The sequence below is a fragment of the Candidatus Pantoea soli genome (assembly GCF_007833795.1).
Taxonomy (GTDB): Bacteria; Pseudomonadota; Gammaproteobacteria; order Enterobacterales; family Enterobacteriaceae; genus Pantoea; species Pantoea soli.
In genome coordinates this window covers 2,685,909-2,706,589 of record NZ_CP032702.1, presented here as the reverse complement: position 1 = coordinate 2,706,589, position 20,681 = coordinate 2,685,909, and the positions used below count along the sequence as shown (strand labels likewise).

20 protein-coding genes are annotated in these 20,681 nt (G+C 59.2%); 9 read left to right on the top strand and 11 right to left on the bottom strand.

The features are described from left to right. The first annotated feature begins 2 nt into the window (after positions 1-2). Positions 3-779: a DUF3750 domain-containing protein gene (locus D8B20_RS12625; RefSeq protein ID WP_145889199.1), complete on the top strand. Its 777-nt coding sequence runs from the start codon at positions 3-5 to the stop codon at positions 777-779. A 47-nt stretch (positions 780-826) separates the two neighbouring features. On the opposite strand, the gene D8B20_RS12620 is transcribed toward D8B20_RS12625, so the two are convergent. The 6 genes from D8B20_RS12620 to ppk1 all read right to left on the bottom strand — a co-directional run bounded on the left by D8B20_RS12620 (position 827) and on the right by ppk1 (position 7,227). Further along, the gene (locus D8B20_RS12620) at positions 827-1,006 is read right to left on the bottom strand and encodes a GDFGVC terminal motif YodC-like protein (RefSeq protein ID WP_145889198.1); all 180 of its coding nucleotides are present in this window, start codon (positions 1,004-1,006) and stop codon (positions 827-829) included. A gap of 103 nt (positions 1,007-1,109) precedes the next feature. Next, complete coding sequence (mgtE, locus tag D8B20_RS12615; protein WP_145889197.1) at positions 1,110-2,543, bottom strand: magnesium transporter; 1,434 nt, start codon at positions 2,541-2,543, stop codon at positions 1,110-1,112. Between the two features lie 114 nt (positions 2,544-2,657). Then, positions 2,658-2,849, bottom strand: a complete 192-nt coding sequence (locus D8B20_RS12610; RefSeq protein WP_145889196.1) for a YfgG family protein — start codon at positions 2,847-2,849, stop codon at positions 2,658-2,660. A 161-nt stretch (positions 2,850-3,010) separates the two neighbouring features. Continuing rightward, the gene (gene tehB, locus D8B20_RS12605; RefSeq protein WP_145889195.1) at positions 3,011-3,610 is read right to left on the bottom strand and encodes a tellurite resistance methyltransferase TehB; all 600 of its coding nucleotides are present in this window, start codon (positions 3,608-3,610) and stop codon (positions 3,011-3,013) included. Between the two features lie 27 nt (positions 3,611-3,637). After that, the gene (ppx, locus tag D8B20_RS12600) at positions 3,638-5,161 is read right to left on the bottom strand and encodes an exopolyphosphatase (RefSeq protein WP_145889194.1); all 1,524 of its coding nucleotides are present in this window, start codon (positions 5,159-5,161) and stop codon (positions 3,638-3,640) included. A 5-nt stretch (positions 5,162-5,166) separates the two neighbouring features. Next, on the bottom strand, positions 5,167-7,227 hold the full coding sequence (ppk1, locus tag D8B20_RS12595) for a polyphosphate kinase 1 (RefSeq protein ID WP_145889193.1): 2,061 nt from the start codon (positions 7,225-7,227) through the stop codon (positions 5,167-5,169). 183 nt (positions 7,228-7,410) lie between these two features. Between ppk1 and D8B20_RS12590 the strand changes: the two genes are divergently transcribed. From D8B20_RS12590 to pstB, 3 genes are read left to right on the top strand one after another with little or no spacing between them, the layout of a single operon-like run. Continuing rightward, entirely contained in the window at positions 7,411-9,504 is a 2,094-nt protein-coding gene (locus D8B20_RS12590; protein WP_145889192.1) for an ABC transporter permease subunit, read from the top strand. Beyond that, positions 9,501-11,099 carry a phosphate ABC transporter permease PstA gene (gene pstA / locus D8B20_RS12585; RefSeq protein WP_145889191.1) on the top strand — a complete coding sequence of 533 codons (1,599 nt, stop codon included), beginning with the start codon at positions 9,501-9,503 and terminating at the stop codon, positions 11,097-11,099. The genes D8B20_RS12590 and pstA overlap by 4 nt, the downstream gene beginning before the upstream one ends. 13 nt (positions 11,100-11,112) lie before the next feature. Continuing rightward, on the top strand, positions 11,113-11,880 hold the full coding sequence (gene pstB, locus D8B20_RS12580; RefSeq protein WP_145889190.1) for a phosphate ABC transporter ATP-binding protein PstB: 768 nt from the start codon (positions 11,113-11,115) through the stop codon (positions 11,878-11,880). A gap of 61 nt (positions 11,881-11,941) precedes the next feature. Here pstB and purN read toward each other — a convergent pair whose 3' ends face one another. Together purN and purM are read right to left on the bottom strand one after the other, a co-directional pair. Beyond that, positions 11,942-12,583: a phosphoribosylglycinamide formyltransferase gene (gene purN / locus D8B20_RS12575; RefSeq protein ID WP_145889189.1), complete on the bottom strand. Its 642-nt coding sequence runs from the start codon at positions 12,581-12,583 to the stop codon at positions 11,942-11,944. After that, positions 12,580-13,620, bottom strand: a complete 1,041-nt coding sequence (gene purM / locus D8B20_RS12570; RefSeq protein WP_145889188.1) for a phosphoribosylformylglycinamidine cyclo-ligase — start codon at positions 13,618-13,620, stop codon at positions 12,580-12,582. The genes purN and purM overlap by 4 nt, the downstream gene beginning before the upstream one ends. A gap of 241 nt (positions 13,621-13,861) precedes the next feature. On the opposite strand from purM, the gene upp reads away from it, so the two are divergent. The 3 genes from upp to hda all read left to right on the top strand — a co-directional run bounded on the left by upp (position 13,862) and on the right by hda (position 16,847). Continuing rightward, a complete protein-coding gene (gene upp, locus D8B20_RS12565; protein WP_145889187.1) occupies positions 13,862-14,488 on the top strand; it encodes a uracil phosphoribosyltransferase in 627 nt (208 codons plus the stop codon). A gap of 280 nt (positions 14,489-14,768) precedes the next feature. Continuing rightward, entirely contained in the window at positions 14,769-16,052 is a 1,284-nt protein-coding gene (gene uraA, locus D8B20_RS12560) for a uracil permease (protein WP_145890565.1), read from the top strand. A 93-nt stretch (positions 16,053-16,145) separates the two neighbouring features. Then, on the top strand, positions 16,146-16,847 hold the full coding sequence (hda, locus tag D8B20_RS12555) for a DnaA inactivator Hda (RefSeq protein WP_222433873.1): 702 nt from the start codon (positions 16,146-16,148) through the stop codon (positions 16,845-16,847). Here the strand turns inward: hda and arsC are convergent. The 3 genes from arsC to D8B20_RS12540 all read right to left on the bottom strand — a co-directional run bounded on the left by arsC (position 16,844) and on the right by D8B20_RS12540 (position 19,039). After that, positions 16,844-17,191, bottom strand: a complete 348-nt coding sequence (arsC, locus tag D8B20_RS12550) for an arsenate reductase (glutaredoxin) (protein ID WP_145889185.1) — start codon at positions 17,189-17,191, stop codon at positions 16,844-16,846. The two genes, hda and arsC, sit on opposite strands and share 4 nt — an antisense overlap. Positions 17,192-17,233: 42 nt before the next feature. Further along, positions 17,234-18,697: a beta-barrel assembly-enhancing protease gene (gene bepA / locus D8B20_RS12545; protein WP_145889184.1), complete on the bottom strand. Its 1,464-nt coding sequence runs from the start codon at positions 18,695-18,697 to the stop codon at positions 17,234-17,236. A 144-nt stretch (positions 18,698-18,841) separates the two neighbouring features. Then, a complete protein-coding gene (locus D8B20_RS12540) occupies positions 18,842-19,039 on the bottom strand; it encodes a hypothetical protein (RefSeq protein ID WP_145889183.1) in 198 nt (65 codons plus the stop codon). A gap of 375 nt (positions 19,040-19,414) precedes the next feature. On the opposite strand from D8B20_RS12540, the gene D8B20_RS12535 reads away from it, so the two are divergent. Then, complete coding sequence (locus tag D8B20_RS12535; protein WP_145889182.1) at positions 19,415-20,020, top strand: DsrE family protein; 606 nt, start codon at positions 19,415-19,417, stop codon at positions 20,018-20,020. Between the two features lie 27 nt (positions 20,021-20,047). After that, positions 20,048-20,656, top strand: a complete 609-nt coding sequence (locus D8B20_RS12530; protein ID WP_145889181.1) for a DsrE family protein — start codon at positions 20,048-20,050, stop codon at positions 20,654-20,656. Positions 20,657-20,681 lie beyond the last annotated feature (25 nt).

Sequence of the window (20,681 nt, the reverse complement as noted above, 5' to 3'; positions counted from 1 at the left end):
GAATGCTGTCAGTTAAAATGGTTTTGCTTTCGTTTCTTGCGGTGGTGCTGCTGTCGCTGGCGGCCAGCCTGGCACAGGCCACGCGCAGCGCTGAAGCCAGCAGCGAGCGCGGCGGCTGGGCGACGGCGCGGCGTGATTCCGCCGGACTGGCACCCGATCCGCAGCGCTATGCCAGTGAAGCCATTGTGCAGGTGTACGCGGCGCCCACCTGGGGCTGGAAAGGCGTCGTGGCGGTGCATCCGTGGATTATCTTCAAGCGGGCGGGTGAAACGCGCTATAGCCGTTATGAAGTCATCAGCTGGGGCAGCGGCGATAAAGTTCGGCTGAACCGTAACCTGCCGGATGGTTACTGGTACGGCGCCCGCCCGCGGCTACTGGTAACGCATCGCGGTGCGGCGGCGGCCGCAATGATTCCGCAGATTGAAGCGGCTATCCGTTCATATCCGTGGCCCACCACCTATCGCGCCTGGCCGGGGCCGAACAGCAATACCTTTCTGGCGCATATCGGCCGTGAAGTACCGGCGTTGAAACTCGATTTACCGGCGAATGCCATCGGCAAAGATTACCGTTCGCTGTGGCATCCACTGGGCTTACCGCCATCCGGACGCGGTGTGCAGTTTTCACTGCTGGGGGTGCTGGGGGTGACGGCTGGGGCAGAAGAGGGGCTGGAGGTCAACGTGCTGGGCATAAACCTCGGGCTTGATTTTACGCCGCTGCGGCTGCGTTTACCTTTTATCGGAGGGCTCGGGCAGGATAACCTGCAGGACGATCGGCCCTGAAAGCAGGCGCTGCGCCGCTGCCGCAGACGGCAGGGCGCAGCGGTTAATCAGCACACGCCAAAATCGCCCTCTTCGTGATACAGGTTCACGCTGTCGGCGCTGACCTCAATTTCATGCTTTACCGGGTCATCCACGCGCGCGCACCACAGCGTATCGCCTTCCACGCGCAAAACCTGCATTTTCGGCCCGCCGGTTTTTGACTGCACAAAGTCATCCACGTTAAACATTGCGTCTCTCCTGATTGTTGGTGTCAGAGCCTGAGTGTAGCTGCGCTTACGCCACTGTGCGTGTGAAGAGAGCTCTCCGGTCGCCAGGCGTGTGCCGCTGCCGTTAATGCGGCAGCAAAAAGATCGTGGCCAGACCGAGGAAAATAAAGAAGCCGCCGGTATCGGTGATAGCCGTAATCAGCACGCTGGAGCCCACCGCCGGGTCGCGCTTCAGCTTCGTCATGATCAGCGGGATCAGGACGCCCATCAGCGCCGCCAGCAGCAGGTTCAGCACCATGGCCAGCATCATAACGCCGCCAAGCTGCAGATTGTCATACATCAGCCAGGTGACACCGCCCATGATGCCGCCCCAGAACAGGCCATTCAGCAGCGCAACGCCAAGCTCGCGCGCAATCAGAAACGAGAAGTTGCCGGGCTCAACCTGATGCAGCGCCAGCGCCCGCACAATCATGGTGATGGTCTGGTTGCCGGTATTGCCGCCGATGCCGGCGACAATCGGCATCAGCGTGGCCAGCGCGACCAGCTGCGAAATGGTGTCTTCAAACAGGCCGATAACGCGTGAGGCGATAAATGCCGTACACAGGTTGATAGCCAGCCAGGTCCAGCGTTTGCTCACGGCTTTACGCACCGGCGCGAACACATCCTCGCCCTGGCTGATACCGCCCATTTTACGGATATTGCTTTCGTTCTCCTGATTCACCAGGTCGATCACATCTTCCACCGTGATCCGGCCAATCAGCTTGCCACGGGCGTCAGTCACCGCCGCGGAAATCAGGTTATAACGTTCGAACGCGCTGGCGGCATCTTCCGCTTTATCATTCAGCTGGAAGGTGACAGGGCGGGGGTTCATCACGTCTGTCACCAGCGTTTTGGGTTTATTCAGCAGGATAGCGGTGAGCGCCAGCTCACCCAGCAGCTGATTCTGCTCATCGGTGATAAAGATCTTATCGGTGCCGTCCGGCATGCTTTTGCGTTTGCGTAAATAGCGCTGCACCGTGGCCAGCGTCACGTCGGCGCGGACCGTCAGGATATTGAAATCCATAATGCGGCCCACGCGATCGCGGTCCAGCTCAATAACATCCAGCAGGCGCGCCCGCAGGCCGGGCTCCAGCGTGGTCAGCAGCCGTCCGGTGAGATCGCGCGGCAGATAGCGGGCCAGATAGACCTGATCGTCAATGTCGAGCGGCTCAATGGCGCGCAGAATCTCGCGATCGGTCATCCCTTCTGTCAGGCTGGCCCACACCGTTTCTGAGGCCTCAACCAGCACCCGGCCGCGCTGTTCACCGGGCACCAGACGCCACAGCGCCTGACGCTCCTCTTCCGGCAGGGCTTCAAGAATATCGGCCAGGTCCGCTGCGTGCAGCTGGTGCAATCCGGTTTCCAGCTGCTGCCGCCAGAGCGTGACTTCCCGCAGCTCGGCGGCGCTCAGATCGACCGATTTATCGAGCAGAACATCCACTAAATCGTGTTGATTAAGCAGGAGATGGAGAATGCGCTGGCGGGTTTCAGATAAGAGTTGTGCGTGCGAAGCAGACATAACGCGTCCTTTGTGTCTGTAAAGTCAGGCTCAAGTGTAGCGCGTTACGGGTAAATCGGGCGTAAGCCGCCGCATTGTCTTTATCTGACAAAGGCATAAGCTTTGCTGCAAGGGTCAGGGCTGGCGCGTATCGCTGGTACTCAGGGTGGCGGGCGGAGTCACCGCTTTCTTTTGCTGGTGATGCTCAATGGCACCGGGAATGATAAAAAGCAGACGGCCGGCCAGAATAAAGAAACTGATCAGCAACACAATGCGGGTCATGGTGCCGGTTTTGGGACGTCTTCGTGCGGGTATAGCGCTGTTCACGCGGGTGGGTTCCTGTTAATGCCCGGGCGGGCGATGGCAACATTTAGTCATAGTTGCCGGATGAGGTCAATCGCTGTGTGAAAAATAAGCAGGAAAGGTGAAGGCGGCTTTGATCGCGGTCAGAAAACGCCGGCGAAAAAGGCCGCCGGCGTGGTGCAGGGTCAGTAGCTGGCTTTTTGCGCCAGCAGGGTAGCAAACTGATATTTCAGGCGGTTGCCCTGTTCATCCCGGCGATGCAGTTCTCCCACATGCTCGTTGTACTTCACAATGTGCCAGTTGCGGTAATAGTGGCTCAGCTCACCGGATTTGAACGTAAAAGGAAAGCCCTGCGTATTCGGGTAATCACGGGTTTCCATGGCCGCCACAATCAGGTTGTAGCCATATTTGCGCGTGCTGGCCTGCATATCTGCAATCAGCTGCGGAATAGTGGCAGGCTGCAGAAACATCATCACCACGGTGGAAAACACAAACTGGTAATCGCCGTTGAAACGATGCTGATTCAGATCGCACTGCGCGGTGTGGATATTCTGCAGCTGCTCTTCGGCAAGTATCGTATTCAGGCGCTCCAGACTGACCGGATTGGTGTCCCAGGCGGTGACATCAAAGCCATGCTGGCTGAGAAACAGGCTATTGCGGCCCTGGCCGCAGCCCAGATCCAGCGCGTGACCGGGCGTCAGCATCGGCAGTGCCGCCACCACTTCAGAATGCGGCGGCGTCAGGCCATATTTTTCGGCAAAATAGTTATCGGGGCGTAAGGTCATTGTGCGACAGCGGGCCGGCAGCCCGCCTTACTCCTCTTCCAGCATCAGTTTCCAGCCGGTGACATCGCTCCAGTAGCCCTGTTCACGCTCCAGATCCAGCTGCACCAGCGTATTCTGGCTGAGGAAACCGGCCGGGAAGGTCAGCGTCCAGTGCCCGTCATCGGTGGTCAGCTTCAGTGAATCAGGGCGCGTCGTCGCCTGGCGCTGATTATTCAGCAGGGTGCCGAGACGCAGCAGGAAAATCATCGGCAGAAACTGCTTTTTCTTAAACAGCGTGAAGCGCGGCATCTCGTCCAGCTTCACCGCTTTCCGGTGGAAGCGTACCAGCGTCGCCAGCAGCATCTGTTGATCCTGGTTAAAACCAGGCATGTTTGAGTTTTGCAGGATGTAGGCGGAATGGCGCTGCATGCCGCTGTGGTTGATGGTCAGGCCGACTTCATGCAGCATCGCCGCCCATTTCACCAGCGCGGTCAGCTGCGGATTCGCCAGCTTCGGGTTCTGCTCCTGCCACTGCGAATGCAGCTGCTCCGTGGTTTCCAGCACGCGACGCGCCTGATCGTTATCAATCGCGTAGTGGTTCGCCAGGCTCTGTGCGGTGCGGCTGCGGATATCCTGATGACGGAACCGGCCCTCCATCTCGTACAGAACCCCTTCACGCAGCGCCCCATCAGAGAGGCGCAGCTCGCGAATCGCCAGCGCGTCAAACACGCCGCACAGAATCGCCAGCCCGGGCACAAACACGGCTTTGCGCTCGTCGGACAGGCCCGGCAGGCTCAGCGCGGCAAAGGATTTGTGCTTCAGCACTTCACTGACCAGCATCTCAAGGTTATCGGGCGTTACGCGCTTCTCTTTTTCGCCCATCGCCACCAGCACTTCACAGGCGGCTTTAATGCTGCCGGAAGCGCCCAGCGCATACTGCCAGCCCTGCAGGCGATACTGCCACGCCAGAGTCTCCAGTTTTTGCGCGGCGGCAAGGCGCGCGCGACGGAAGTTCTCCGGTGAGATCTCCCCCTTCGGGAAGTAGAGATTGGCAAAGCTGACGCAGCCCATGCGGCGGCTCTCCACCAGCTGCGGCTCAAAATCCTCGCCGATGACCAGCTCGGTGGAACCGCCACCGATATCCACCACCAGCTTGCGGCCTTTCTCCGGCTGGGTGTGCTCAACGCCCATAAAAATCAGACGCGCCTCTTCGTTGCCGGAGATGACCTCAATCGGATAGGGGATCACCTCCGCAGCGCGCTGCAAAAACGCTTCCGCATTGGTGGCAATACGCAGCGTGTGGGTGCCGACAATGGTCACGTTCGCCGCGCTGAACCCCTGCAGGCGCTCGGCAAACAGCGCCAGGCAGCTCAGGCCGCGCTCTATCGCTTCCTCACTCAGGCGGTTTTGCGCATCCAGCCCGTCGGCCAGATGCACGCGCTGCTTCAGACGGCCCAGCACCTGCAGGGCACCATCAACCACACGGGCAATAACCATGTGGAAGCTGTTTGAGCCGAGATCGATGGCAGCGAATTCCTGCGGTTTCGGCGTAGTTTTCTGGGAGATTGGCATAGGCGTTATTCGGGTTGTTCCAGTTTCTTGATGTAATCGTAAATCGCCAGCTGCGAGCGCACCTTCCTGCGATTGCCGCGCGGAACATAACGGTTACTCAATTCTTTGTCTACGATGCGGGCTTTCACCGTATCACTTAACAGGATGGCAATGATATCCAGTATGCGCTGTTTCAGGCGCGGATCGAGCACGGAGACCGCCACTTCGATACGGTAATCGATGTTGCGCGTCATCCAGTCCGCAGAAGACAGGAACACTTTTTTATCGCCGCCGCTTTCAAAAATATAGACGCGGTCATGCTCAAGATACCGGTCTACGATGCTGGTGATGCGAATATTTTCGCTGATGCCAGGCAGATCGGGAATCAGTGAGCACATACCGCGCACCAGCAGGTTGATTTTTACGCCGGCAGAGGAGGCCGCATAGAGCCGATCCACCAGACCATTATCCACCAGATTATTGATTTTCAAGGTGATGCCGGCCGGTTTCTCCTGCTGCTGGTTAGCGATCTCGGTGTCGATCAACTGATAGAGCATCTCACGTGAGTTCTGCGGCGACACCATCAGATGTTCAAACGTGACCGGGCGGTAAGGGTTCTCAATAAAGTTGAACACGCGGCGCACTTCGTTGGTGATGCGCGCGTCGGCGGTCAGCAGCGAATAGTCGGTATAGATGCGCGCGGTTTTTTCGTTGAAGTTACCGGTGCCGATGTGGGCATAGCGCACCACTTCGTCGCCTTCACGCCGTGAAATCAGAAACAGCTTGGCGTGGATTTTCAGACCCGGCGCAGAGAAGATCACGTGTACGCCCGCTTCGGTCAGGCGCTTGGCCCAGCGGATGTTAGCTTCTTCATCGAAACGCGCCTGCAGCTCAACCACCACCGTCACTTTTTTGCCGTTATAGGCGGCGTGAATCATCGCATCCATGATGCGTGAGTTTTTCGCCACGCGATAAATGTTGATTTTGATCGCCAGCACGCTTGGGTCGAACGATGCCTGGCGCAGCAGCTCCAGCACGTGCTCAAAGGTGTGATAGGGATAGTAAAGCAGCACATCGCGATTGCGGATGGCATCAAAGCCGTTGCGGAAGCCGTCAAAGCCGATATGGCGAATCTGCGGCAGCGGACGATTTTCCAGATTGGCCTTGCCGACGTTCGGGAAGCCGATAAAGTCTTTAAAGTTGTGGTAGCGTCCGCCCGGCACGATGGAGTCGTAAGTGGAAATTGAGAGCTTATGGCGCAGCATTTCCACCATCGCATCCGGCATATCGCGCTGATAGACAAAGCGCACTGGCTCGGCGGTCAGGCGCTGCTTCAGGCTGGAGGACATCAGCTCCAGCAGGCTTGATTCCATTTCAGTGACCAGGTCGTACTCGGCGTCACGTGTCATCTTCATGGAGTAAGCGTTCAGCGCGTCGTAATCAAAGAAGCCTTTGAAAATGTCATCCAGGCAGTAGCGCAGAATGTTATCCAGCAGAATCATCGGTTTGCGGCGGCGCGGCGATTCGGCAGGCAGGTTGATGAAGCGCGGTACTTTGTCAGAAGGAATCTCCAGCAGCGCATAGCGAATCTCTTCGCCGCGGATAATTTCCACCGCCAGATAGGTGTAGTCGTCTTTCAGGAATTCAATCAGATCGGTGTCGTGGTTAATCACGATCGGCGTCACATGCTGACGCAGCTGATGTTTGAAGTAGTAGCGCAGCCACTCCTGCTGGTTCGGCGACAGCTGACGTTCATTAATCAGGAAAATTTGATTACGCGCCATTTCCAGCAGCAGATCGTTGTAGAGGGCGTCAAACTCCTGATCCGATTTCTGTACGCGCAGCTGAATCTTTTTCAGCAGATGGCGTAGCGTGGTCGGCGTGCCTTGCTCTTCACCAATCAGAATGCGCCGCTTCAGATCGGCGAAGCGCACCTTATAAAACTCTTCCAGATTATTGGAGTAGATGCCGAGAAAGCGCATCCGCTCGATCAGCGGATTGCTTTTATCTGCCGCTTCCTGCAGCACGCGTTCATTGAAGGTTAACCAGCTTAGTTCTTTTTCTATATACAGCTTTTCCTGACCCATTCTGACTCCGTGATGCTGTTGCTGGACGGAATGTCCGGCGGAATTAACGAAAAATCGTCGCTCCGCACAGTGTCCGATACCATTATGGCGAGAGTATGGCAGGCTTGTCCAACCTCAACAGTTGTCTTATCAATCAGCTACGGGCAACATAGCAGCTCAATTTCACGCGTAACGCAGACCTGCATGAGCATAAACCGAATTCCTGTCCATTTTAGTGACCGTCATCGACGCGCCATCGACCAGCTTGTGCGGCGCACGGTGACGGCCTGCGGCGTGGGAATTTTACTGCTGATGCTGCTGCTGTTCTTCTGGCTGATTTGGGTGGTACTGCCACTGTTTACTGCGCCGGCGATGCATCCGACGCTCAGCCAGCAGCTGTGGGACACCCAGCCTGCGCTGGCGCTGGGCAGCGACGGCCAGCTGGGCTGGCGTATCAGCCGCCATGAAGCGCGTTTCATTCCGCTTGACGGTCAGCCCGCCAGCGCAGCGCTGGCGCTCAGCAGCCCGCCCGACGCCGCCGTAACCAGCAGTGACAGCCGCAGCGTGCTGCTGAACGTGCAGGGGGCGCTGCTGCTGATGCAGCCGGTGATCCGGCAGCATCAAGGGGAGTGGCGTTTTCCGCTTGGCGATCGTCCGCTGCCGCTGCCGCAGGGCGCGGTCAGCCAGATGGCGCTGAGTGCGCTGAGCGATCATCAGTGGCGCGTTGCCGCACAGACGCCCGCCGGCATCAGCCTGCTGACCTTTGCCGATCGCACCAGCGTGAGTCAGATTCTGCTAAGTGGTCAGCAGGCCGATCATTTGCTGCTGTCGCCGGACGGCACGCTGCTTTACGCCAGCGCCGGACGCCTGCTGCGCGTGTGGCAGATCAGTGACGCGGGCGCACAGCTGCGCGAAACGCAGACGCTGGCGCAGCCCCCGCAGAGTCTGCATCTGCTGGCAGGCGGGCGCACGCTGCTGATACAGGACGCGCGCGGCGTACAGCAGTGGTTTGCCATCACCTCGGCCAATGGCCCGCGCCTGCAGGCAATTCACACCTTTGCCCGGAGCCGTGACGCGCAGGGCGTGGTGCCGGAGGCGCAGCGTCGCGTGTTTGCCACCTTTACCGCGCAGGGCACCCTCAGCCTGTTTGCCAGCAAGCAGGACGGGCCGATTCTGACCCGCCAGCTGGCACCGGGCATCCGCGCACTGGCGTTCACGCCGCGCGGCGACGGTCTGATTGTCGAGCGTGCCGGGCAGTGGCAGCAGTTTGCGCTGGAAAACCCGTGGCCCGATGTCACCTGGCGTAATCTGTGGCAGAAAATCTGGTACGAAAACTATCCGCAGGCGGACTGGGTGTGGCAATCCACCGCGGCGGGTGACAGCTACCAGGCCAAGTTCAGTCTGATACCGATGGTGCTCGGCACGCTGAAAGCGGCGGCGCTGGCGCTGCTGTTTGCCACGCCGCTGGCGCTGGCGGCCGCGATGTATACCGCCTGGTTTATGTCGCCGGGGCTGCGCCGCTGGGTGAAACCCGGCATTGAAATGATGGGCGCGCTGCCCAGCGTGGTCATTGGACTGATTGCCGGCGTCTGGCTGGCGCCGCATATCCGCAGCGCGCTGATCGGCGTGCTGCTGTTGCCGCTGGTGCTGGCGGCCACGCTGCTGCTGTGCGGCGTGCTCAGTCCGCGCCTGCCGGCGCGCTGGCGGCGTCCCGGCTTTGAAGTGCTGCTGCTGCTGCCAGTACTGCTGGTTGTCACGCTGCTGACGCTGTGGCTCTCTACTCAGCTGTGGCCGCACCTGAGCAGTCAGCTGCTGCATTACGAGCAGCGTAACCTGCTGGTGGCGGCGCTGGCGATGGGCTTTGCGCTGGTGCCGCTGATCTTTACCTTATCCGAAGACGCGCTGTTCAGCGTACCGGGCGCGCTGGGCCAGGGATCACTGGCGCTGGGCGCAACGCCGTGGCAGACCCTGACGCGCGTGGTGCTGCCGGGGGCATCTGCCGGGATTTTTGCCGCGCTGATGATCGGCTTTGGCCGTGCGGTGGGAGAGACCATGATTGTGCTGATGGCCACCGGCAATACGCCGGTCAGCGAAGGCGGACTGTTCACCGGACTGCGTGCGCTCTCCGCCAATATCGCCATTGAAATGCCGGAGGCGGCGGCCGGCAGCGCACATTACCGCATTCTGTTTCTCAGCGCCTTGCTGCTGCTGCTGTTCACGCTGGTGATCAATACCGTGGCAGAGCTGATCCGCCAGCGCCTGCGCCAGCGTTACAGTCAGCATGAGGGGCAGGGATGAAAGCGATGCGGCAAAACGATCGCTGGCGCTGGCTGACCGCCGGTGCGGTCGCCGTCTGTCTGCTGGCCTTTACGCTGCTGATTGGCCTGCTGGGCTGGCAGGGCGTACGCGCCTTCTGGCCGCAGCCGGTGGATCTCTATCAGTTTCAGCCGCCGGACGGGCAGCCGGTCAGCGTGCTGGGGGAAACGCTGCAAAAACAGCAGCAGGGCGAACGCTGGCGCTACGTGGTAAAAACCGGCAACCGCGATTTCGCCGCGCCTGATTTCCGCGTGCTGTACAGCCAGGGGGCGGCAACAACCCGGCGTCCGGCGGACGTGCTGGTGCTGCAGCGCCGCAACGGTGGCAACGCCTATGGCTGGCTGGTCGCGCTGCGCGAAGATAACGAAGTGCTGACGGCGCAGGATCGTGACGCGCTGCTGCAGCAGCGACTGAACCAGGTGCATGAACAGCTGCGTCAGGCTAATACCCTGCGCCGTATTGAGATGGCGCGTCTGAATGCGCAGCTGGAGAACCTGCAGCAGCAGGCCGATGAGCAGCGGCGAAACGGCACCTTCAGCCTGCAGGATCAATCCGAGCTGGACGCCAACAGCGCCGCGCTGCATAAACGCTTTGCCGGGCAGGCACAGCGGCTGCAGCGGCTGCAGCAGGAAATCCAGCGCGATACGCTGGTGCTGCGCGATGTGCAGGGCGGCGATCACGTCATTCCGCTGGCAGAGATTGTGGCGGCCTGGTATCCGAATGCGCTGAATCCGCTGCAGAAGGTGCAGCACTTTTTCAGTCAGATCTGGCAGTTTGTCAGCGATTCACCCGCCACCGGCGGCAGCGAGAGCGGGGCGTTTCCGGCCATTTTTGGCACCGTGCTGATGGTACTGCTGATGTCGGTTATCGTGATGCCGCTTGGCGTGGTGGCCGCGGTGTGGCTGCATGAGTATGCCGGTCGCAATGCACTGACCCGGCTGGTGCGAATTGCCGTGGTCAATCTGGCCGGGGTGCCCTCCATTGTGTATGGCGTATTCGGGCTGGGCTTTTTTGTCTGGCTGATTGGCGGCACCCTCGATCAGCTGTTCTTTTCCACCGCGCTGCCCAACCCGACCTTTGGCACACCGGGCCTGCTGTGGGCGGCGCTGACGCTGGCGCTGCTGACGCTGCCGGTGGTGATTGTGGCCACCGAAGAGGGGCTGTCACGCATCCCGGATAACCTGCGCCAGGGCTCGCTGGCGCTGGGGGCAACCCAGGCAGAAACCCTGTGGCGCGTGGTGCTGCCGCTGGCCGTGCCGGCAATGCTCACCGGGCTGATTCTGGCGGTCGCGCGCGCAGCGGGTGAGACCGCGCCGCTAATGCTGGTGGGCGTGGTCAAGATGGTGCCCGAACTGCCGGTGGATGCGGTATTCCCCTATCTGCATCTCGATCGCAAATTTATGCACCTTGGTTTTCAGATCTACGATCTGGCATTCCAGAGTCCGAACATCGACGCCGACCGCCCGCTGGTCTATGCAACGGCACTGCTGCTGGTGGTGATTATTCTATCGCTGAATCTGCTGGCGATGGCGCTGCGCCACCGGCTGCGCGAGCGCTACCGGCTGATGACGCATTAATGAAGGTTTTAACATGACGCCCGATTACGACATCGCGTTAACAGTCCGGCAGCTGTCGCTGTGGTACGGCGAGCGCCAGGCGCTGAATAATATTGATCTGCAGATCCCCAAAAACCGCATCACCGCGCTGATTGGCCCTTCCGGCTGCGGCAAATCCACGCTGCTGCGCTGCTTTAACCGCATGAACGATGTGATTGATCGCTGCCGGATTGAAGGGGAGATCCTGCTCGACCAGCATGCTGTTATGCAGGCGAACCAGGATCTGCCGGCGCTGCGTCGTCGTATCGGCATGGTGTTTCAGCGCCCCAATCCGTTTCCGAAATCGATTTATGAAAACGTGGTTTACGGGCTGCGGCTGCAGGGGGTGCGCGATCGCCGGGTGCTGAATGAAGCCTGTGAGCGCGCGCTGCGGGCGGCGGCGCTGTGGGGCGAAGTGAAGGATCAGCTGGCGCATAACGCCCTGACGCTCTCCAGCGGTCAGCAGCAGCGGCTGGTCATTGCCCGCGCCATCGCCATTGAGCCGGAGGTACTGTTACTGGATGAACCCACCTCGGCGCTGGATCCGATCTCCACGCTGGTAATTGAAGAGCTGATGACCACCCTGAAGCAGCATTTCACCCTGGTGCTGGTGACGCACAATATGCAGCAGGCTGCGCGCGTCTCGGATTACACCGCGTTCATGCATCACGGCCAGCTGGTGGAGTTTGACGAGACCGATCGCATCTTTACCTCGCCGAAGGCGCGCAAAACAGAAGATTACATCACCGGCAGGTTTGGCTGAGGCGGTCAGCAAGCAGAGCAGGGCCGCCGGTGTGGGCGGCCCTGGGAAACAATAATGCCGCTTACGCGTCGTGCGCGTAACCCTGCGGCGGCAACGGCTGCCCATCCAGCCAGGCTTTACCTTCACGCATGGCCAGACGACCGTCAACAAACCAGCCGATCACCAGCGGATAGAGGCGGTGCTCCTGATGCTGCACGCGCGCGGTGACCTCGCCTTCGCTGTCGCCGGCAAAGATCGGCACGCGCGCCTGCAGAATCACCGGCCCGCCGTCCAGCTCGTCCGTGACAAAATGCACTGAGGTGCCGTGTTCCGCATCGCCGTTTTCCAGCGCCTGACGATGGGTATGCAGGCCGGGATATTTCGGCAGCAGCGACGGATGGATATTCAGCAGGCGATCGTGATAGTGCGCCACAAACGCGCTGCTGAGAATACGCATATAGCCAGCCAGCACCACCAGATCTGGCGCGTACGCGTCAATCGCCTGCATCAGCTGGCGATCAAAGGCTTCGCGGTCGGGAAAGTCACTGGCAGCCAGCGCGTGGGCGGGCACATTGGCCTGCTGCGCGCGCGTCAGGCCATAGGCTGTCGCTTTGTTGCTGAATACGGCCGCCACGCAACCGTTGATACGCCCGCTTGCGCAGGCGTCGAGGATGGACTGAAGATTACTGCCGTTGCCGGAGATCAGGACAACCAGCTTTTTCATGGGTTGATAACCACACGCTCTTCGGCATCAGAGGCGTTGATCACGCCAATCTTCCACGCCTGTTCGCCGGCATCGCGCATCAGCTGGATGGCTTTATCGGCTTCTGCCGGGCTCAGCGCAATTACCATGCCCACGCCGCAGTTAAAGGTGCGGTACATTTCATGACGGCTGACGTTACCCGCCTGCTGCAGCCAGCTGAAGACGGCTGGCCACTGCCAGCTTTTCTCATCCAGCACCGCCTGGGTGTTGTCCGGCAGAACGCGCGGAATGTTTTCCCAGAAACCGCCACCGGTGAGGTGAGCAATGGCGTGCACATCCACCTGTTCGATCAGGCTGAGGATGTTTTTAACGTAGATGCGCGTCGGCGCCAGCAGGTGGTCCGCCAGCGGTTTGCCTTCCAGCTGTTTGGTTTGCGGATCGGTCTGGCTGACTTCAAGGATTTTCCGCACCAGCGAGTAGCCGTTGGAGTGCGGGCCGCTTGAACCGAGGGCGATCAGCACATCGCCATCCTGCACTTTGCTGCCGTCAATGATTTCAGATTTCTCAACCACGCCCACACAGAAACCGGCGACGTCGTAATCGTCACCGTGGTACATGCCAGGCATCTCGGCGGTCTCACCGCCCACCAGCGCACAGCCAGACTGCAGGCAGCCTTCAGCGATGCCGGTGATCACGGCAGAAGCGGTGTCTACATCCAGCTTGCCGGTGGCGTAATAATCAAGGAAAAACAGCGGTTCAGCGCCCTGTACCACCAAATCGTTCACGCACATCGCGACCAGATCGATACCAATGCTGTCGTGACGCTTCAGATCCATCGCCAGACGCAGCTTGGTGCCGACGCCATCGGTTCCGGAGACCAGCACAGGCTCGCGATATTTCTGCGGCAGCGCACACAGCGCGCCAAAGCCACCCAGTCCACCCATCACTTCCGGGCGGCGGGTTTTCTTTACTACGCCTTTAATACGGTCAACCAGATCGTTACCAGCATCAATATCAACACCGGCGTCTTTGTAGCTGAGAGAGGTTTTGTCGGTCACTGCGGAATCCCCACGCGATTGCGATTGGTGGCAAAAATTAAGCGCCGCAATTCTACCAGCGCAGGCAAACGTTTGCGAGCACCATCTCATGCTGGCTTTGCACAGCGGTGATTTTTCGCCAATCCTTATCCACAGGCGGTTTTGCGCCCGGCCTTTGACCAAACAGCGGTGGCGCAGCAACGAAAAGGCGGTATAATCCCGCGATTTTTTTTAGCTCAACTCAATTCCGGGAGAATAATCAATGAAGATCGTGGAAGTCAGACACCCGCTCGTCAAACATAAACTGGGCCTGATGCGTGAGCATGATATCAGCACCAAACGCTTCCGCGAGCTGGCTTCGGAAGTCGGCAGCCTGCTGACGTATGAAGCCACGGCCGATCTGGAAACCGAGCGCGTGACCATCGAAGGCTGGAATGGCCCGGTTGACGTTGATCAAATCAAAGGTAAAAAAATCACCGTGGTACCGATTCTGCGTGCCGGCCTGGGCATGATGGAAGGCGTGCTGGAGCACGTACCCAGCGCGCGTATCAGCGTGGTGGGCGTCTACCGTGATGAAGAAACGCTGGAGCCGGTGCCCTATTTCCAGAAGCTGGTTTCCAACATTGAAGAGCGTATGGCACTGGTGGTGGATCCGATGCTGGCGACGGGCGGCTCGATGATAGCCACCATTGATTTGCTGAAAAAAGCCGGCTGCAGCAGCATTAAAGTGCTGGTGCTGGTGGCGGCGCCGGAAGGCATCGCGGCGCTGGAGAAAGCGCACCCGGATGTTGAGCTGTACACCGCCTCTATCGACCAGGGTCTGAACGAAAAGGGATACATCATTCCCGGACTCGGCGACGCGGGCGATAAGATCTTCGGTACCAAGTAATGACCGCGCCGGGCTCTGTGGCTTGTCACTTTGTTCGCGGGCGGTGCCCGAAACCCTTACGTACCGCCGTACGTTCCGGTTTCGCCCTGGCCGTGAGCACACTGCCTGCGCCCGTTACGCCCGGCCTGCCCGTAAAGGCAGCCTCGGCGCTATGTGAAAAATACTGTTTGAACAGCCGGCCAGAGAGTCGGCTTTTTTTTGGCAAAAAACCAACCAATCGTCCCGGGGCATTTGGGTCAGCGCCGCGCTAACCCGAAGCACGAAGGGAAGGGGATAAATGATGACACGAAGAGCCATTGGCGTCGCCGAGCGACCGCCACTCCTGCAAACCATACCACTCAGCCTGCAGCATCTGTTCGCCATGTTTGGCGCTACGGTGCTGGTGCCGATTCTGTTCCATATTAATCCGGCGACCGTGCTGCTGTTCAACGGCGTTGGCACTTTGCTGTATCTGTTCATCTGTAAAGGCAAAATCCCGGCGTACCTCGGATCAAGCTTTGCCTTTATTTCACCGGTGCTGTTGCTGCTGCCGCTGGGATATGAGATGGCGCTGGGCGGCTTTATTCTGTGTGGCGTGCTGTTCTGCATCGTGGCGCTGATTGTGAAAAAGGCGGGCACCGGCTGGCTTGACGTGATGTTCCCGCCAGCGGCGATGGGCGCCATTGTGGCGGTGATCGGACTGGAGCTGGCGGGCGTGGCGGCCAACATGGCTGGCCTGCTGCCGGCGGAAGGCAGTACACCGGACAGCAAAACCATTCTGATTTCGCTGGTGACGCTGGCGGTCACGGTAATGGGTTCTGTGCTGTTTCGCGGTTTTCTCGCCATTATCCCGATTCTGATTGGCGTGCTGGTGGGCTATGCGCTCTCCTCGGCGCTGGGGATAGTGAACTGGCAGCCGGTGGCAGACGCGCCGTGGTTCGCGCTGCCGACGTTCTACACGCCGCGCTTTGAGTGGGCGGCAATGCTGACCATTCTGCCTGCCGCGCTGGTGGTGATTGCCGAACACGTCGGGCACCTGGTGGTCACCGCGAATATCGTGAAGAAAGATCTGATTCGCGATCCCGGCCTGCACCGTTCGATGTTTGCCAATGGCCTCTCGACGATGATCTCCGGTTTCTTTGGCTCCACGCCCAATACCACCTACGGCGAAAATATCGGCGTCATGGCGATCACCCGCGTCTACAGCACCTGGGTGATCGGCGGAGCGGCCATCTTTGCCATTCTGCTCTCCTGCGTGGGCAAACTGGCGGCAGCGATTCAGGCGATCCCGGTACCGGTGATGGGCGGCGTATCGCTGCTGCTGTATGGGGTGATCGGCGCATCCGGTATTCGCGTGCTGATTGAATCCAAAGTTGATTACAACAAAGCGCAGAATCTGATCCTCACCTCGGTGATCCTGATCATCGGCGTCAGCGGCGCGAAAGTGCACATCGGCGCCGCTGAGCTTAAAGGCATGGCGCTGGCGACCATTGTCGGTGTCGCGCTGGCGCTGATTTTCCGCGTGATCAACCTGTTACGTCCGGAAGAGGTGGTGCTGGACGCCGAAGATCGGACGCAGGGTTAACCGCGTGAAGCGGGCAGGGAAGCCCGGTTCATCTCGGCAGAGGATCGTGGTAAACTGCCCCGGTTTTCTGCCCGCTCATCTGCTGAGGTACTTCTGAACACGCCGGCACAGCTTTCACTGCCACTCTATCTACCCGATGATGAAACCTTCGCCAGTTTCTGGCCGGGGGAAAATCCGTCTCTGCTGGCGGCCCTGCAGGGCGCTCTGGCGCAGCAACACGGCAGCTATCTCTATTTCTGGTCGCGTGAGGGCGGCGGGCGCAGCCATCTGCTGCATGCTGCCTGCGCCGAAATGTCGGCGCGCGGTGAGGCTGTCGGCTACGTTCCGCTGGATAAGCGCACGTGGTTTGTGCCGGACGTGCTGGAAGGCATGGAGCATCTGGCGCTGGTCTGCATCGACAATATTGAATGCATTGCCGGTGACGCCGAATGGGAAATGGCGATTTTCGATCTCTACAACCGCATTCTGGAAATCGGCAAAACCCGTTTGCTGATCACCGGCGATCGTCCGCCGCGCCAGCTTAACCTGGGGCTGCCGGATCTGGCTTCGCGCCTTGACTGGGGGCAGATCTATCGCTTACAGCCACTCTCTGATGAGGACAAGCTGCAGGCGATGCAGCTGCGCGCCGGCCTGCGCGGTTTTGAGCTGCCGGAGGATGTCGGGCGCTTTCTGCTGAAACGCCTCGACCGTGAAATGCGTACGCTGTTTGACACGCTGGATCGGCTCGATCGCGCCTCCATCAGCGCGCAGCGCAAACTCACCATTCCCTTTGTAAAAGAGGCGCTGGGCCTTTAAAGGATCGCCAGCACCGCTTCCGGCGGGCGGCCAATGCGCGCGCGCTCACCGCTGACCACGATCGGCCGCTCGATCAACTGCGGATAATCCGCCAGCGCCTGCAGCAGCTGCTCTTCTGTCAGATCGGTGCGGTTCAGCGCCAGCTGCTGATAGGGCTCCTCTTTCTGCCGCATCAGCTCTCGCGCACTCTGCATGCCCAGCAGCTGTAACAGACGCTTCAGCGTCGGCACATCCGGCGGTGTTTCCAGATAGCGTATCACCTCGGGTGTGATCCCCTGCTGCTGTAGCAGCGCCAGCGTTTCGCGGCTCTTGCTGCAGCGTGGATTGTGATAAATGCAGACCATACGCGTTGTCCATTGTGTTTGGTTAGGGGTGAAGGCAGGCCATCAGCCTTTCTGATACTGCTTAAAGCGACGCTGCAGCTCGCGGAACTGGTCGATGCGCGCGTCGTAGCGTGCCTGTTTCAGGCTACCAAGCGGCACCTGGGCGCTGGCGCTGCTGAGTGTGGTAATGGCCTGATCCAGCTGTCCGTTCAGCGCCAGGCTTTCAGCGCGTGCCGAAAGCTCCTCATCGCGCAGCCCCTGCGCCGCAGAAGCCTGCGCCAGCAAATCCCACGCGTTGACATCATCCGGGTGTGCAAAGGTGTAGCGGTTAAGGATCCGGCTGGCGCTGGCTGGCTGTTTCGCCTCGACGTAGGCGTTGGCCAGGTTGAGCTGCAGGACCGGATCGCTGCTGCTGCCTTTCGCCGCGCTGAGTAAAGCAATCGCCTGCTGAGGCTGATTCAGGCCAATATCGATATCGGTCATGATATCAAGAAACCACGGATTCTCTGGCTGCTTTGCCAGCAGTGGCGTGATAATCCGTTTTGCGCTGGCGAAATCTTTGGCCTGCAGAAACTGCACCGCTTTGCCGTACTGCGCCGCCTGCTGTTCGCGCGTGTTGCCTTTGGCATACTCATTCAGCAGGTCATCCGTCAGCTGATTGCGACCGGTGGCGTACATGCCCAGCACGCGCACTTTTGCCATGTAAAAGTCCTGCGACGACTGCACCACCACCGGTCGCATCTGATTGGCGCGGTTGCGCGCGTCGGCCAGACGGCTGTCCGGCAGCGGGTGCGTCAGCAGAATCTCCGGCGGCTTTGAGGAGAAGCGGCTCTGGTCCGCCAGCTTTTGCAGGAAGGCCGGCATCGCCTGCGGATCAAACCCGGCGCGCTGCAGCACCTGAATGCCAATGCGGTCCGCTTCCTGCTCATTCCCCTGAGTAAAGCTGATGATACCCTGCTGCGTGCCGGCCAGCGTGCCGGTCAGCGCCGCCATGCCCGCCTGCGGGCTGGCCAGCGCCAGCAGAATGGAACCCAGCGCGCCCACCCAGGTAAGCGGGGCGCTGCGCTTCTGTTCTTCCATGGCGCGCGCCAGATGGCGCTGCGTCACGTGTGAAATTTCGTGTGCCATCACCGAAGCCAGCTGGCTTTCATTATCGGTATAGCGGAACAGCGAAGCATGCAGCACCACGTTGCCACCAAAAAAGGCAAAGGCGTTGAGTTCGTCATTCTGGATAAGGAAGAAGTGGAACGGCGTACGCACCGAGTTGGCATGCGCAACCAGACGCTGCCCCAGCGCATTAATGTACTGATTCATCAGCGGATCGTTGATGAGCGGCGCGCTGGCGCGCAGCTGGCGCACATAGAAATCACCAATCTGCAGCTCCTGATTAATCGACAGCGTCGAGCCTGCCGTGGTGCCCATATCGGGCAGATTATCGCTCAGATCGGCGTGCGCGCTGAGTGCAGGCGTGAACAGCAGCGCAGGAAGAACGGCCGCCAGCACTGTTTTTTTCAACCGGTTAAACATGCCTTGATCCTGTAAAGGTGACCTGTCGTTGGACAGACAAGCAGTGCAAATGTTCTGCCACGCTGTGGCTTTCGCAGCGCGGCTCTATCTTAACCAGCCGCGGCGCGCATGCAAACCGTTGTTGCCTGCGGCGTGAAAGGGCACTCATTCGATTAATTTGCCGGAAAGGGACAGAAGTTGCCGCAAAAAACTGAACGGCCAAACGCGCAGGGACGCTGCTTTAGCCGGCTCTGAAATTAAAGATTCGTAAAGTTGCTCAAAATAATTGAACCTGGCATGAATTTTTCCAGGTTTACTCTGAAAAAAGGCCACCCGATCCACCTGAAAAGCGGACGTCAGCATAAGCATTCTCAATCGTCAATGACCTGCCGGCGAACGGCATTATAAAAACCGCTGGTCGCTATTTTTGCCGGAAAGAGTGAGCTATCAGGAGACACGCCGGCAATCACAACCTGACCAGCTGATTATCACGCCGTTTATTTCGTGCTTCCTGTGGTTGCCAGCGCCCGTTTTTTTGCGACCAGCGATTAATTCACTGCCTGCCAGCGCTTCATTAAATTTGTTTTTCGATACGCTGGACGCCGCCGCGTTTTTCCAGCGGAAAGGCCTGCGCGCGCGCCAGCCGGCGCGTTTTGCCAGCGCCGGGCTGTGGTATAGATAGTGCACTTTATTCAAACGGACTGTGAATTAACGCGCAGTATTCGCCGGAGAATTGTTATGCGTTCTGTTGTTTCGTACACCCTGATCGCCATCGTGGGTGGGGTGGTGGGTGCCGCCGTCATGAAAAGTGATGATATTTATCAGCGCGTGGTCAGCCATTTTTCATCGGAACCCGCCGACCCGGAAGGGTTCTGGACCACGCCTGCGGTCGAGGGATACGGCAAGATTCATTATGAAGAAAACGTCGCCTTTAAACCGGCTGCGGGATTAAGCAATAAGGTGGTTTTCCAGCTGACCAGGAATGAAGGGGATATTAAGCGCCCGAATCTTGGCCTGGAGCGCGTTGCACGCGTGGTGAATCTGTATATCGCTTCCGGCGTACCGGCTGACCAGCTGCACTTTGTGGTTTCCATGACCGGTGATGCCACGCCCGCCACGCTGGATAATGCCCATTTCAAACAGTTCTATGGGGTGGATAATCCCAACCTGCCGCTGATCGGCGCGCTGAACAAGCTGGGCGTGAAAGTCTCGGTCTGCGATCAGTCGGTGGCGTTCCATCACTATCCCAACGGCTGGATTGATCGGTCCGTTATCCACGCGTTATCCAGCCCGACCACCGTGTCGACGCTGGAAAATCAGGGCTACGCCCTTTTACAGATGTAATCGAGTTTTTGGCTAAGGAGAAGAGAAATGCGTCCAGCATCCTATATCGTTATCGCTGCACTGGCGGGCTTCGTAGGGGGTAACGTGCTGCAGCTGCCGGAACTGGCAGATAAAATCAGCGATAAATTTGCAGAGAAGAAAACCGAACCGGCAGATTTCTGGAGCACCCCGGCAATCGCGGGCTACGGCAAGATCCATTTCGTCAATACGCCGGACTATAACCCGGCGAATACGCCTGGGTTGAGCAATAAGATCGTCTTCCAGATCAACCGTAGCGAAGGCGATATTCATCAGCCTAACCTCGGGCTGGAGCGCGTGGCGCGCGTGACCAACCTTTACTACGCGGCGGGCGTGCCGCTCAATCAGCTTAATTTCGTGGTGTCCATTAACAGTGATGCGGTACCGGCGGCGTTGAACAATGACCAGTTCCGCAAGGCGTACGGCAGCGATAACCCGAATCTGAAGCTGATCGACGAGTTGAAAAAAGCCGGCGTTAAAGTCACCATCTGCGATCAGTCGGTGGCGTTTCACCAGCTGGAGCGTGACTGGATTGACACCCGCGTCACCCACACCATTTCCAGCGGCACCACCGTGGCCTCGCTGCAGAATGAAGGGTACGCCTTCCTGATGCTGTAATTCCGCTGACAGCAGCCTCTGCTGC

Excerpts from the sequence above, each read along its gene's own strand:
- D8B20_RS12625 (WP_145889199.1), top strand. The coding sequence starts at position 3 with ATGCTGTCAGTTAAAATGGTTTTGCTTTCGTTTCTTGCGGTGGTGCTG.
- D8B20_RS12620 (WP_145889198.1), bottom strand. The coding sequence starts at position 1,006 with ATGTTTAACGTGGATGACTTTGTGCAGTCAAAAACCGGCGGGCCGAAA.
- mgtE (WP_145889197.1), bottom strand. The coding sequence starts at position 2,543 with ATGTCTGCTTCGCACGCACAACTCTTATCTGAAACCCGCCAGCGCATT.
- tehB (WP_145889195.1), bottom strand. The coding sequence starts at position 3,610 with ATGACCTTACGCCCCGATAACTATTTTGCCGAAAAATATGGCCTGACG.
- ppx (WP_145889194.1), bottom strand. The coding sequence starts at position 5,161 with ATGCCAATCTCCCAGAAAACTACGCCGAAACCGCAGGAATTCGCTGCC.
- ppk1 (WP_145889193.1), bottom strand. The coding sequence starts at position 7,227 with ATGGGTCAGGAAAAGCTGTATATAGAAAAAGAACTAAGCTGGTTAACC.
- D8B20_RS12590 (WP_145889192.1), top strand. The coding sequence starts at position 7,411 with ATGAGCATAAACCGAATTCCTGTCCATTTTAGTGACCGTCATCGACGC.
- pstA (WP_145889191.1), top strand. The coding sequence starts at position 9,501 with ATGAAAGCGATGCGGCAAAACGATCGCTGGCGCTGGCTGACCGCCGGT.
- pstB (WP_145889190.1), top strand. The coding sequence starts at position 11,113 with ATGACGCCCGATTACGACATCGCGTTAACAGTCCGGCAGCTGTCGCTG.
- purN (WP_145889189.1), bottom strand. The coding sequence starts at position 12,583 with ATGAAAAAGCTGGTTGTCCTGATCTCCGGCAACGGCAGTAATCTTCAG.
- upp (WP_145889187.1), top strand. The coding sequence starts at position 13,862 with ATGAAGATCGTGGAAGTCAGACACCCGCTCGTCAAACATAAACTGGGC.
- uraA (WP_145890565.1), top strand. The coding sequence starts at position 14,769 with ATGACACGAAGAGCCATTGGCGTCGCCGAGCGACCGCCACTCCTGCAA.
- arsC (WP_145889185.1), bottom strand. The coding sequence starts at position 17,191 with ATGGTCTGCATTTATCACAATCCACGCTGCAGCAAGAGCCGCGAAACG.
- bepA (WP_145889184.1), bottom strand. The coding sequence starts at position 18,697 with ATGTTTAACCGGTTGAAAAAAACAGTGCTGGCGGCCGTTCTTCCTGCG.
- D8B20_RS12540 (WP_145889183.1), bottom strand. The coding sequence starts at position 19,039 with ATGCTGACGTCCGCTTTTCAGGTGGATCGGGTGGCCTTTTTTCAGAGT.
- D8B20_RS12535 (WP_145889182.1), top strand. The coding sequence starts at position 19,415 with ATGCGTTCTGTTGTTTCGTACACCCTGATCGCCATCGTGGGTGGGGTG.
- D8B20_RS12530 (WP_145889181.1), top strand. The coding sequence starts at position 20,048 with ATGCGTCCAGCATCCTATATCGTTATCGCTGCACTGGCGGGCTTCGTA.